The following is a 12,979-nucleotide window of genomic DNA, read 5'->3' on the forward strand; positions in this document are numbered from 1 at the left end:
ATCAGCTCAGCAGGCGCGGCAACCAGAGGGTCAGCGAGGGGAACAGGATCAGCAGGTAGAGTACGCCCAGGGCGGTCAGGACGAATGGCCAGATACCCTTGAACATCTCCATGATGTTCAGCTTGCTGACGGCGGCGACGATGAACAGGCAGGCGCCCATGGGCGGCGTGATCATCGCGATGGTGATGTTCAGGGTGAAGATCAGCCCCAGGTGCACCGGGTCGACGCCGGCCGCCAGCGCCACCGGGACGATGATGGGCGTCAGCAGCATCAGCACCGAGACCTCTTCCATGACCATGCCGCAGATGAAGATGATCGCGCTGATCACCAGCAGGATCAGCGTCGGCGAGTCGCTGAACGGCCCCAGCAGTTCGGCGAACGCCGCCGCCACCTGGGTGTAATTGAGCAGCCAGTTGACCACCGAGGCCGCCGCGATGATCGCGTAGATGCTGCCGGTCAGGCGCACGGTGTCGCGCAGCCCGTCCCACAATCCGCGCAGCGACAGCTGTCCCTGCAGCATGCCGATCACGGCCACGTAGAGCACGATCAGCGCGCCTGATTCGGTTGGCGTGACCAGGCCCATGACGATGCCGGCGACGATCAGCACCGGAGCGACCAGTGCGGTGGCCGCGCCGGAAAAGGCAGCCAGCACCTCGCCCCAGCTCGGAGCCTGGTGCCGCGCCTGCAGACCGGCCTTGCGCGCATACAGGGCGTTCATGCCCATGAACGCCAGGGCCAGCAGCAAGCCGGGCACCACGCCGGCCAGGAACAGTTCGCCGATCGAGGTATTGGTCAGCGACGAGTACAGGATCATGAAGATGCTTGGCGGAATGATCGGGCCGATCAGCGAGCTGCCGGCAGTCAGGCCTGCGGCGAACTTGCGTGAGTAGCCTTCTTTTTCCATGGCCGGCACCAGCAGCGAGCTGAGTGCCGAGGCGTCGGCAGCGGCCGAGCCGTTGACCCCGGCGAAGAACACGCCGGCGACCACGTTGACGTGGCCGAGGCCGCCGCGCAGGTGGCCGACCATGGCATTGGCCAGGCGGATCAGGCGCGGGGTCATGCCCGAGTTGTTCATCAGATTGCCGGCCAGGATGAACAGCGGGATGGCCATCAGCGAGAAAATGTCCATGCCGCCGAAGAAGCGCTGCGGCAGGATGTTGACGAACAGCCCGATGTCGACGAACAGGAAGCCGACCATCGCGGTGAGCAGCAGGCAGAAAAACAGCGGCAGACCCAGCACCAGGTTGACGGCGAAGGTCAGCAGCATGGCCAGACCCATCATGGCTGCACCTCCGCCTGTTGCGAGTTCGGCCAGGGGCCGCGCAGCAGCACCATCAGCACCAGCAGGCCAAAGCCCAGCGGCAGCGCCAGCAGCGGCCACGTGCGGCTGATGCCCAGGCCCAGGCTGCGAAAGCGTCCGGCCTCGAGTGCATAGCGCAGGCTGACCCAGGTGGCGAAGGTGAAGAAGGCGCAGGCCGCCAGCCACTGGTACAGCTGCAGCCAGCGCGCCAGGCGTGCCGGCAGGCGCTGTTCGAGCAGGTTGATGCGCATGTGCCCGCCCTCGCTCCACAGTGCGCCGAGCAGCAGCATCACACTGCCGATGATCAGGTAACGGGCCATTTCGTCCATCCAGATCGGCGAGCTGCCGATCAGGTAGCGGGCGAACACCCCGTAGATGAGTAGCAACAGGTCCAGCAACAGCAGCGCCGCACCCAGGTTGAGCACCACGGCGCGCAGGCGCTCGATAAAGGAGGACATAAGGACTCCGGGCAAGAGAAGCAGCGCCCTGTCAGCCAGGGCGCTAGGAGGCAGGCGGGGACTATTGGGCGGGCTTCAGACCGACATCCTGCAGGGCCGTTTCGACCCATTGCGCATCGATGTCCTGCTCGCCCAGCCACTTCAGGTAGGCCGGCTGGCCCTGGCTGCGGAAGGCCTGCAGGTCCTCGGCGGAGGGGCGGATGATCTGCATGCCCTTGTCCTGCAGGAATGCCAGCTCCTTCTCCTGCTGGGTGGCGATGGCCTCGCGGTTGAGCAGCGTGGCCTCGCGGGCGGCATCGAGCAGAGCCTGGCGCGCTTCGGCCGGCAGCGATTCGAGCAGCTCGGCGTTGGCCACCAGGAACTGGTCGGAGTACTGGATGTTGGCCAGGGTCAGGTACTTCTGCACCTGGTACAGGCTGCCGAGGATGATGTACGAGGTGGGGTTCATCTGACCGTCGGCCACGCCCGAGCGCAGGCCCATGTACAGCTCGGTCCAGGGGATCGGCGTGCCGGAAGCGCCGAACGATTCGTAGAGCGCTACCTGGCTGGGGTCCATCGCGCGAAAGCGCAGGCCCTGGAAGTCCTGTGGCGACTTGATCGGCTTCTTGTTGTTGGTGAAGTTGAGAAAGCCACCTTCCTCGACCACCGCCAGCATCTCGGTGCCGGTGCGCGAGCGGAATTCCTCCCGCGCGGCCTGCCAGTAGCGGCCGTCGTCGAAGAAGCGGTGGGCGGCCTTGGCGTCCTCGAACATGAAGGGGATGGCGCTGACGTAGATCTCCGGGAACAGCGGGGCGATGCCGGCGAAGGAGGCGATGTTCAGCCCCGGGCCGCTGATGACCTGCTCCATGCGCTGCTCTTCTTCACCGAGCATGCTGTTGGGGTAGAGCTTGATCTGCAGCTCGCCGCCGCTCTTCTGCTCCGCCAGGCGCTTGAAGTTGCTGGCGAACAGGTGCACCGGGTTCTTTTCCAGGTCGGCCGCGCCGTTGTAGCTCATGTTGATGCTGGTAGCGGCCTGGCTCAGCGATGCGCCCAGGCTCATGGCACTGACCAGCAGCGCCGCACAGAAACGGCGGCCGAACTGACCGAACAGAGTCGATTGCATATTGTTTTCCTTATGGCAGAACGATGGTGGGAAAGCCGCGCGGATGCTGTTGTTGTTCGAACCTAGAGCGCGTCAGCAACGGTACGCTAGCTGTTGTTGTGTTGACTGTTCAAGAAGGCTTGTGATGCAAAAAATGCAACGCGAGTGGGCTCGGCTCAGCGTGTGCGCGACAGGCTCGGCGCGTCGCCGCTGAAGAAGCGCATGCTCTGGCGCAGGTGTTGCAGACAGGCCTGCCCGGCAACCGTGAGTTCGCGGCCCTTGTGGCTGAGGATGCGCGCGCGGGCATCGTGCAGGGCCAGGTTGGCCAGGGGCAGACGGCGGATGCTGCCGGCCTTGAGCTCGTCGCTGACCGTCAGCTCGGGCATGAAGGCCACGCCGATGCCGGATTTGACGAAGTTGGTGAGCACCGCCACCGAGTTGGTGCGCAGCTTCGGGCGCAGTTCGACGTGTTCCAGCTGGGCGACCATCACCGCCAGCTGGCCCATGCCCGTGCTGCTGTGGATCAGTGCCAGAGCCTCGCCGCGCAGGGCGGTCATGGGGATCGGTCCCGGGTGTTCGAGCAGTGGATGGTGCGGCGGGGTGATCAGGTCCAGTGGCTGGCGCGTGTCGACGTGAACCTGCAGTGCCTCGTCCTCGACAGGGGCATAGACCAGCGCCAGATCCACGGCATCTTCCTTGAGCAGGCCGAGCGCCTCGTTGGCGCCGGCCATGCGCACCTCCAGGTCGATGCCGGGGTAGCGCAGGATGAAGCTCTGCAGCGGCTGGGCGATCAGGTCGGTGATGAAACCCTCGCCGACCGCGATACGCACGCTGCCCTGGCGCAGGCCCTGAAGGTCGCTCAGGCGCGACAGCACGCCCTGTTCGTTGGCCCGCTGCTGGCGGTAGTGGGCGACCAGCATGTCGCCGGCCTCGGTCGGGCTGACGCCCTGCGAGGTGCGTTCCAGCAGACGGATCTGCAGCTCTTCCTCCAGTGCGCTGAGCTGGCGGCTGATGGCCGAGGGGTCGACGTTCAGGTGCTGCGCGGCCTTTCGTAGCGAGCGAAAGTGGATGACCTCGTTGAGGTAAGCCAGGGCGCGCGGGTTCAGGCGGGACATCAGCGGGCTCAGTCCAGCAGCGACAGGGTCGCGGGTTGGATGTGGTTGTCTTCGACGCGTACATCCAGTTCGCCCTCGCTCAGGCGTGCCTTGAGGCGCTGGCCCGGCTGCGTCTGGGCGGCGCTGCGCACGGCCTGGCCGCGTTCGTCGAGGAGGATGCTGTAGCCGCGACCAAGGGTGGCCAGCGGGCTGACGATCTGCAGTTGCCCGGCCAGCGCGCCGAGGCGCTGGCGCTGGTTGCGCAGCTGGCCCTGCATGGCGCGCGGCAGGCGTTCGGCCAGGCCGTCGAGACGCTGGCGCAGCAGGGCCAGACTGCGTCCCGGATGCTGGGCCGCGAGGCGGGCGTCGAGACGGGCCAGGCGCTCGCGCTGGCTGGCCAGCTGCTGGTTGAAGGCGCGGCGCAGGCGCATGTCCAGGTCATCCAGGCGCTGCGCCTGCTGGCGCAAACGCTCGCCGGGGTGGCGCAGGCGCTTGCTCACGCCGTCCAGGCGCAGGCGCTCGCGGGCCAGGCGACCCTGCATGTGCAGGACCAGGCGCCGCTGCAGGTTGTGCAGGCGCTGCAGCAGTTCGCTGCTGTCCGGAGCCAGCAGTTCGGCGGCGGCGGAGGGCGTCGGGGCACGCACGTCGGCGACGAAGTCGGCGATGGATACGTCCGTCTCATGGCCCACGGCGCTGACGATGGGCGTGCTGCAGGCCGCCACGGCGCGGGCCACGGCCTCTTCGTTGAAGCACCAGAGGTCTTCCAGCGAGCCACCGCCACGGGCCAGGATCAGTGCGTCGAAGCCCTGCGCGTCGGCCCGTTGCAGGGCACGGACGATCTGCGCGGTGGCCTCGCGCCCCTGGACTGCGGTGGGGATCAGGTTCAGCTCGACCTGCGGCGCGCGGCGGCGGAACACGCTGATGATGTCGCGGATCACCGCGCCGGTCGGCGAGGTGACGATTCCGATGCGCCTCGGATGGGCAGGCAGGGCGATCTTGCCGGTGCTGGCGAACAGCCCCTCGGCGCCGAGTTTTTCCTTCAGCGCTTCGAAGGCCAGGCGCAGGGCGCCATCGCCGGCGGGTTCGACGGCATCGAGAATCAGCTGGTAGTCGCCCCGGCCCTCGAACAGCGACACCTTGCCACGGACCTTCACCGCCAGCCCGTCGCGCAGCGCCTGGCGCACCCGTGCGGCGTTCTGCCGGAACAGCGCGCAACGCACCTGGGCCTGGCCATCCTTCAGGGTGAAGTAGATGTGCCCGGACGCCGGGCGCGCCAGGTTGGAGATTTCCCCCTCGACCCAGATGCCGGAAAACACATCCTCCAGCAGCAGGCGGGCGCGGTTGTTGAGCTGACTGACGCTGAGCACCTCGCGGTCGAGGTTCAGCCGTGCAAAGGGATCGTTGATCATGGGGCGGCATGATAAGCGCAGTGGGCAGCGGGCGCGACCTCCGTCAGGTACCGCCTTGCAGGCGCTGCAGCAACCAGGCGGCAACCGGCCCGAGCGTACGCTGGCGCGACCAGATGGCATCGACCGCCATGCGCCGTGGCCAGCCGCTGCAGGGCAGTTCGTGCAGGGCCTCGAAGCCATAGGTCTCGACCAGTTGCCGTGGCAGCTCGGCCCAGCCGAAGCCCAGGCGCGCCATCTCCAGCAGCATCAGGTAGTCCGGTGCCGCCCAGCAGCGCCCCCCGCTGCCGGGCAGGTCATCGCGGGTGGCGTCGTCGTCGGCCACGCTGCTCAGGCGCAGCAGGCGCCAGTGCGAGAGGTCTTCCGGGCGCACATGCGAGCGCTCGGCCAGCGGGTGCTCCCTGGCGACGAACAGGCCGAACTCGCTGCTCATCTCCAGGCGGGCATGGGCGATGTGCGGCGGGTAGCGATCCTGCGCCGCCAGCAGGCCGATCTGGGCCCGCCCCTGGTTGACCAGGTCGAGCACGTCGGCCTGCTCGGCGATCAGGCTTTCGAACTGCAGGTCGGGAAAGCGTTCGTCCAGTTCCTGCAGGCGGGCTTCGTACTGCTTCGGCTGGTAGGCGTCGGAAAGGGCCAGGGTCAGGCGCGCTTCCTGACCGCTGGCCAGCCCGGCGGCGTGGCGGACCAGGCGGTCTGCGGCCGCCAGCACCTCGTCGGCGTGGGCCAGCAGGCTGGCGCCGGCCTCGGTGAGCTGCAGGCGACGAGGGCCGCGCTCGAACAGCGCCACGCCCAGGTCGATTTCCAGTCGAGCGACGGCTTCGCTGATCGTCGACTGGCTCTTGCCCAGGCGCCGTGCCGCCGCACTGAGTGAGCCACTGTGAGCGGCCTGGGCGAAGGCCTGAAGGGATTCGGGAGATATGTTCATATCGGTTTCACCGATGGCAACTCACTTCGTCATGGCAGGTTTGCCGATGATCATAGCGCCCATCGCTTACTGTCACGAGGTTTCAGTCATGAGCCAGCCACTGCCACGCACCCTGCGCGAACGCATCGTCCATGCCCTGGCGTTCGAAGTCATCGCCGTACTCATCTGTGCGCCAACCCTGGCCTGGCTGATGGGCAAGCCGCTGCTGCATCTGGGCGTGCTGACGCTGATGTTCTCCACGGTGGCGATGCTCTGGAACATGCTGTTCAACTACCTGTTCGACCGTGCGCAGCGGCGCATGGGCTTCGAGCGCGGCCTGGGCGCCCGTGTCAGCCACGCCTTGCTGTTCGAACTCGGCCTGGTGGTGGTGCTGGTACCGCTGGCCGCCTGGTGGCTGTCGATCGGCCTGCTGCAGGCATTGTTGCTGGATATCGGCCTGCTGCTGTTCTTCCTGCCCTATACCCTGGGCTTCAACTGGGGCTATGACCTGCTGCGGGAGCGGGTCCTGGCCCGGCGCGAGGTGGCGATCTGCCGGGGGGCTTGATTTGCCCGCGGCAGGGCCTAAGCTGCCGCCTCTGTTCGCTGCCAGCCCAAGCCTCATGACCGCACAACTCGTTCTCGTTCCACAGATATCCACGCTTCCCGCGCATGAGCAGAAGGCGAGGGCGCTGCTGCGCTGGTTGGTCAAACGGCGCATCGTCGAGGCGCTGCCGACCACCTGTGGCCAGGGCGGCAACGGCATGGCCTATGCCATCGGTCCGGGGGCGCGACAGATCGCCGAGCGCCCCGAGCTGTTGCCGTACGGCCAGCCCCACAATGGCCTGGAGATCATCACCCACCGCTGCATCTATGTGCCGACGCGCGGCTTTCTCGAAGAGGCGGGGTGTGCCGAGTGTCGGCGGGAGGTGGGGGTGCCGCTGTTCGACAGCCTGGAGGTCTGGTGGCCAGGGGAAACCGACAATTTCACCTGCCCGGAATGCGGGCATGAGGATGACATCAACGGTTTCCTGTTCCTGCAGCCCTGCGGCTTCTCCAACCTGGGCTTCATCTTCAACGGCTGGGTGGAGGCCGGACTGCGCCCGGCGTTCGTCGAGGAGTTCGGCGAACGCCTGGGCTTCGCCCTCCGCCAGGTGCGGGTCGACGACCCGGCCTGAGCCGGGCGGCGACCGCGACGGCTGCCAGCGGCGGTCGTCGCTGGCACATCGCCTCAGAAGGTGATGCTGGCCGACAGGCGGGCGGTGCGTGGCTGGCCGACGCTGACGTTGAGCTCGCTACCCGTGGTGGAGGGGTAGTAGTGCTTGTCGAAGATGTTGTCCAGGTTCAGCTGCAATGCGGTCTGCTGGCCCAGCAGCGGATACTCCCAGCGAATGAACGCATCGGCCAGCGTATAGCTGTCGAGGCGGAAGCTGTCGGCATTGTCGCCGGTGCGTTCGCCGACATAGCGAGCGCCGCCGCCGATGCGCCAATGGCCCAGCTGTTCGTCGATGGGCAGATCGTGGGTCAGGTAGAGGCTGCCGGTGTGGCGCGGCGCCTGGGCGAGCCGGTTGCCTTCGTTGACGGGGTCGTCGAGAACTTCCGTGTGGGTGTAGGCGTAGGTGGCGATCAGCGCCCAGCGCTCGGCGATCTGCCCGGCGAGATCCAGCTCCACGCCGCGCGAGCCGACCTTGCCGGCGGCTTCGATGTCATCACCGGAGCCCACAACGACGTTCTCCTTGACGATGTCGAACAGCGCCAGGTTCAGGCTCAGGCCCGGTCGCAGGTCGTATTTCGCGCCAACTTCGTAGCTGCGTCCTTCTTCCGGGTCGAAGGTCTGGCCGCTGTCGGTGACGCTGGTGTTGGGGACGAACGAACGGCTGTAGTTGCCATACAGCGAGAGTGCCTCGCTGGCCTTGTAGACCAGCCCGGTGAAGGGAATCAGGGTCTGGTCATTCTTGCTGTACAGCTCGCTGCGACTGGCGCCCAGCCCCTGGGCGATGTACTGGTCGTAGTGCTGATAGCGGCCGCCCAGTACCAGAATCCAGCGTTCGTCGAGGTGCCAGTTGTCCTTGAGGTAGAGCGAGGTCGACGTCAGCTCGTTGCGACGGTTGCTCTGCGTGGCGCTGACCACGCTGGGTTCGGGCAGGTTGCCGTAGACCGGGTCGTGGATGCTGATGTCGCGCCGCATGCTGGCGAGGTTGCGGTAGGTCTTGCCGCGGTACTGGTCATTGAGTTCGTGCTCGACACCGATCAGCAGGTCATGCCGCTGGCCGAACAGGCGCTGCTGGCCGATGAAGTCCAGGCTGCTGTAGCGGGTTTCATCGTCGTAGTGCGCGCCGTTGCCGACGCGCCTGAAGGTGCCGGTCGTGGCATTCAGCGAGTTGGCCACCGGCTGGGCGATGGAGAGGCCGTAAGTGTCATTGTTCCAGGCGTGGGTGAAACGGGTCTTCCAGTCGTCGTTCAACTGATACTCGAATACCGCGCGGGCGCTCTCGGCGATGCCCCGGGTTTCGGCCCAGCGCTCATCCAGGCGCTTGGCGTAGTCGTCAGCGGCCGGGTGGCCGTCGCTGAACACGGTGCCCCGGTCGAACGGTGCGGAGTAATCGTTGTATTCGTACGCCAGCGTCAGGCTGGCACGCTCGCCGGTCCAGGTCAGCGACGGGGCGATCAGCACCTGCTCGTGGCTACCGTAGTTGCGCCAGTAGTCTTCGTGCTGGCGCTCGGTGATGAGGCGGTAGGCCAGGCCGCTGTCACCCAGCGGGCCGGTGGTGTCCAGCGACAGCGAGCCGCCGCCCTCGCTGAACAGGGAGCCGCTCAGGGTCGTGCGCTGCTGGTACTGCGGCAGCTTGCTGATGACGTTGATCAGCCCGCCCGGGTCCATCGCGCCATAGAGCAGTGCGGCAGGCCCCTTGAGTACCTCCACCCGTTCGCTGGTGGCGGTGAAGTTCTTCGACAGGTTCGAGCGGATGCCGTCACGCAGGATCGAACCGTCGGAGTTGGTGCCGAAGCCGCGCTTGATGAAGGCATCCTTGGTGCTGCCCAGGGTGTTGCTCTGGCTGACACCGCTGACGAACTTCATCGCGTCGTCCAGCGAGCGGACCTGAAAGTCTTCGATGGTCTGCGGTGTCACCACCTGGACCGATTGAGCCTCATCCTTGAGTGCAACGGAGGTTTTGCTGGCCGTGCTGCTGCGCCTGGCCTGGTAACCGTCATCGTCGACGACGGGGGCGGCGACGATGTCCTGGCTGGGCAGTTCCAGTTCCTGCGCCAGCAGCTGGGAGGTCGGGAGCAGGCAAAGGCTCAGCAGCGCTGCGCGCGGGCAGCACCGGGATAGGCGGGTGAGTTTCATTTGTTACTCGGGTGCGGATGTTTTTGAGAATCATTATTTTATGATCTCTCTGCCATCGCTGCCTAGCGTCACACTTTGCATTGAGTGCATCGCGGTGGCTGGGTATAATGCCGCGCTTCTTATTTTCCCGCTCGGGAGCCCGCCCATGCTGCGCATCAGCCAAGAAGCACTCACTTTCGACGACGTCCTGCTCATCCCCGGATACTCCGAGGTACTGCCCAAGGACGTCAGCCTGAAGACCCGCCTGACCCGCGGCATCGAACTGAACATCCCGCTGCTGTCCGCTGCCATGGACACCGTCACCGAAGCGCGCCTGGCCATCGCCATGGCCCAGGAAGGCGGCATCGGCATCATCCACAAGAACATGACCATCGAGCAGCAGGCGGCGGAAGTCCGCAAGGTCAAGAAGTTCGAGGCCGGCGTGGTCAAGGACCCGATCACCATCGAAGCTGACGCCACCGTGCGTGACCTGTTCGAGCTGACCCGCCAGAACAACATCTCGGGTGTACCGGTGCTGTCCGGCGGCGACCTGGTGGGTATCGTCACCTCCCGCGACGTGCGCTTCGAGAATCGCCTGGATGCCCTGGTACGTGACGTGATGACGCCGAAAGAGCGCCTGGTCACCGTCAAGGAAGGCGCCGACAAGGAAACCGTGCGTGAGCTGCTGCACAAGCACCGCATCGAGAAGGTCCTGATCGTCGACGACGCCTTCACCCTCAAGGGCATGATGACCGTCAAGGACATCGAGAAGGCCAAGGCCTACCCGCTGGCCAGCAAGGACGACCAGGGTCGTCTGCGTGTCGGTGCTGCCGTCGGCACCGGTGCCGATACCGGTGATCGCGTGGCTGCACTGGTCAACGCCGGGGTGGACGTGATCATCGTCGACACCGCTCACGGTCACTCCAAGGGCGTGATCGACCGCGTACGCTGGGTCAAGCAGAACTTCCCGGAAGTCCAGGTCATCGGTGGCAACATCGCTACTGGCGCGGCTGCCAAGGCGCTGGTCGAAGCGGGCGCCGACGGTGTCAAGGTCGGTATCGGCCCGGGCTCGATCTGCACCACCCGTATCGTTGCCGGCGTCGGCGTCCCGCAGATTTCCGCCGTGGCCAATGTGGCTGCCGCCCTGGCCGGTACTGGTGTGCCGCTGGTCGCCGATGGTGGCATCCGCTTCTCCGGTGACCTGTCCAAGGCCATCGTCGCTGGCGCCTCCGCCGTGATGATCGGTTCCATGCTGGCCGGTACCGAAGAGGCGCCGGGCGAAGTCGAACTGTTCCAGGGGCGTTCCTACAAGGCTTACCGTGGCATGGGTTCGCTGGGTGCCATGGCACAGGCGCAAGGCTCGAGCGACCGCTACTTCCAGGACTCCTCGGCCGGTGCCGAGAAGCTGGTGCCGGAAGGCATCGAAGGCCGCGTACCCTACAAGGGCGCCATGGCTGCCATCGTTCACCAGCTGATGGGTGGCCTGCGTGCCTCCATGGGCTACACCGGCTGCGCCACCGTCGAGGAGATGCGCACAAAGCCCGAGTTCGTGCGCATCACGGGCGCCGGCATGGCCGAATCGCATGTCCACGACGTGCAGATCACCAAGGAAGCCCCGAACTACCGGGTTGGTTGATCCGCTGCAATGTTATGAATAACGGGGCTGTTCGATCAGCCCCGTGTCATTTGTGAATACCTACGAGAGACGGCCATGGCCCAAGACATTCACGCCCACCGCATCCTGATTCTGGACTTCGGTTCCCAGTACACCCAACTGATCGCCCGTCGCGTGCGCGAGATCGGCGTCTATTGCGAACTGCACCCCTGGGACATGAGCGACGAGGACATCCGCGCCTTCGCCCCGCGCGGCATCATCCTCGCCGGTGGTCCGGAGTCGGTGCACGAAGCCAACAGCCCGCGTGCACCGCAGGCGGTGTTCGACCTGAATGTGCCGGTGCTGGGCATCTGCTACGGCATGCAGACCATGGCCGAGCAGCTCGGTGGCAAGGTGGAAGGTTCCGACCTGCGCGAATTCGGCTACGCCCGTGTCGACGTGGTCGGCAAGAGCGAGCTGCTCACCGGCATCGAAGACCATGTCGACGCCGACGGCGTGCTCGGTCTGGATGTGTGGATGAGCCACGGTGACAAGGTCACCCGCCTGCCGGAAGGCTTCCACGTACTGGCTGCCACCCCGAGCTGCCCGATCGCCGCCATGTGCGACGACGCCCGCCACTACTACGGCGTGCAGTTCCACCCGGAAGTGACCCATACCAAGCAGGGTGGTCGCATCCTGTCGCGCTTCGTCCTGGAGATCAGCGGCTGCGAAGCCCTGTGGACCCCGGCCAACATCGTCGATGACGCCGTTGCTGCGGTACGCGCCCAGGTTGGCGATGCCAACGTCCTGCTCGGCCTGTCCGGCGGCGTGGACTCCTCGGTGGTCGCCGCGCTGCTGCACAAGGCCATCGGCGACCAGCTGACCTGCGTGTTCGTCGACAACGGTCTGCTGCGCCTGCACGAAGGCGACCAGGTGATGGCCATGTTCGCCGAGAACATGGGCGTCAAGGTGATCCGCGCCAACGCCGAAGAGCAGTTCCTCGGCAACCTGGCCGGCGAAGCCGACCCGGAGAAGAAACGCAAGATCATCGGCCGCACCTTCATCGACGTGTTCGATGCCGAGGCCAGCAAGCTGGACAACATCCGCTTCCTCGCCCAGGGCACCATCTACCCGGACGTGATCGAGTCGGCTGGCGCCAAGAGCGGCAAGGCTCACGTGATCAAGAGCCACCACAACGTCGGTGGCCTGCCGGAGGAAATGAACCTCAAGCTGGTCGAGCCGCTGCGCGAACTGTTCAAGGACGAAGTGCGCAAGATCGGCCTGGAACTGGGCCTGCCCTACGACATGGTCTACCGCCACCCGTTCCCGGGCCCGGGCCTGGGTGTGCGCATCCTCGGCGAAGTGAAGAAGGAGTACGCCGACCTGCTGCGTCGTGCCGACCACATCTTCATCGAAGAGCTGCGCAAGGCCGACTGGTACCACAAGACCAGCCAGGCATTCGTGGTGTTCCAGCCGGTGAAGTCGGTCGGCGTGGTCGGTGACGGCCGTCGCTACGCCTGGGTCGTCGCCCTGCGCGCCGTGGAAACCGTGGACTTCATGACCGCTCGCTGGGCGCACCTGCCCTACGAGCTGCTGGAGACCGTCAGCGGCCGCATCATCAACGAGATCGAAGGCATCTCCCGCGTCACCTACGACGTGTCGAGCAAACCGCCAGCGACCATCGAGTGGGAATAAGCGCGTAACGAAGGGCAGCCCATTGGCTGCCCTTCGTCTATCCGGGGTTATGCGCCGACCTCATTAGTGCACATCGCGACATGCGCAATCTGTCTAGAGCCCATGCCTGGCTGGCCTAGCCT

General features: G+C 65.9%; 11 protein-coding genes. 4 read left to right on the forward strand and 7 right to left on the reverse strand.

Features of this window, described 5'->3' with window-relative positions:
• Position 1 precedes the first annotated feature (1 nt).
• The 6 genes from E4487_RS04025 to E4487_RS04050 all read right to left on the reverse strand — a co-directional run bounded on the left by E4487_RS04025 (position 2) and on the right by E4487_RS04050 (position 6,264).
• Entirely contained in the window at positions 2–1,282 is a 1,281-nt protein-coding gene (locus tag E4487_RS04025; protein WP_080757016.1) for a TRAP transporter large permease, read from the reverse strand.
• Positions 1,279–1,758 (reverse strand): TRAP transporter small permease, encoded by a 480-nt coding sequence (locus tag E4487_RS04030; RefSeq protein ID WP_037049552.1) that lies wholly within the window; start codon positions 1,756–1,758, stop codon positions 1,279–1,281. The genes E4487_RS04025 and E4487_RS04030 overlap by 4 nt, the downstream gene beginning before the upstream one ends.
• 61 nt (positions 1,759–1,819) lie before the next feature.
• Positions 1,820–2,860, reverse strand: coding sequence for a TRAP transporter substrate-binding protein DctP (gene dctP / locus E4487_RS04035; protein ID WP_134677044.1), 1,041 nt, complete (start codon positions 2,858–2,860; stop codon positions 1,820–1,822).
• Positions 2,861–3,015: 155 nt separating this feature from the next.
• Positions 3,016–3,954: a LysR family transcriptional regulator gene (locus E4487_RS04040; RefSeq protein ID WP_037049545.1), complete on the reverse strand. Its 939-nt coding sequence runs from the start codon at positions 3,952–3,954 to the stop codon at positions 3,016–3,018.
• An 8-nt stretch (positions 3,955–3,962) separates the two neighbouring features.
• Complete coding sequence (xseA, locus tag E4487_RS04045; protein WP_134677045.1) at positions 3,963–5,342, reverse strand: exodeoxyribonuclease VII large subunit; 1,380 nt, start codon at positions 5,340–5,342, stop codon at positions 3,963–3,965.
• Positions 5,343–5,385: 43 nt separating this feature from the next.
• The gene (locus E4487_RS04050; RefSeq protein ID WP_175252763.1) at positions 5,386–6,264 is read right to left on the reverse strand and encodes a LysR family transcriptional regulator; all 879 of its coding nucleotides are present in this window, start codon (positions 6,262–6,264) and stop codon (positions 5,386–5,388) included.
• 88 nt (positions 6,265–6,352) lie between these two features.
• On the opposite strand from E4487_RS04050, the gene E4487_RS04055 reads away from it, so the two are divergent.
• Together E4487_RS04055 and E4487_RS04060 are read left to right on the forward strand one after the other, a co-directional pair.
• Positions 6,353–6,808: a multidrug/biocide efflux PACE transporter gene (locus E4487_RS04055; RefSeq protein ID WP_150606178.1), complete on the forward strand. Its 456-nt coding sequence runs from the start codon at positions 6,353–6,355 to the stop codon at positions 6,806–6,808.
• Between the two features lie 55 nt (positions 6,809–6,863).
• Positions 6,864–7,418, forward strand: a complete 555-nt coding sequence (locus E4487_RS04060; protein ID WP_037049534.1) for a hypothetical protein — start codon at positions 6,864–6,866, stop codon at positions 7,416–7,418.
• Between the two features lie 53 nt (positions 7,419–7,471).
• Here E4487_RS04060 and E4487_RS04065 read toward each other — a convergent pair whose 3' ends face one another.
• A complete protein-coding gene (locus E4487_RS04065) occupies positions 7,472–9,589 on the reverse strand; it encodes a TonB-dependent siderophore receptor (RefSeq protein WP_175252764.1) in 2,118 nt (705 codons plus the stop codon).
• A gap of 145 nt (positions 9,590–9,734) precedes the next feature.
• On the opposite strand from E4487_RS04065, the gene guaB reads away from it, so the two are divergent.
• Together guaB and guaA are read left to right on the forward strand one after the other, a co-directional pair.
• Positions 9,735–11,204 (forward strand): IMP dehydrogenase, encoded by a 1,470-nt coding sequence (gene guaB, locus E4487_RS04070; protein ID WP_037049532.1) that lies wholly within the window; start codon positions 9,735–9,737, stop codon positions 11,202–11,204.
• A gap of 75 nt (positions 11,205–11,279) precedes the next feature.
• Entirely contained in the window at positions 11,280–12,857 is a 1,578-nt protein-coding gene (gene guaA, locus E4487_RS04075) for a glutamine-hydrolyzing GMP synthase (protein WP_047589986.1), read from the forward strand.
• Positions 12,858–12,979 lie beyond the last annotated feature (122 nt).

This window comes from Pseudomonas sp. BMW13, from assembly GCF_013357275.1.
Taxonomy (GTDB): Bacteria; Pseudomonadota; Gammaproteobacteria; order Pseudomonadales; family Pseudomonadaceae; genus Aquipseudomonas; species Aquipseudomonas khazarica.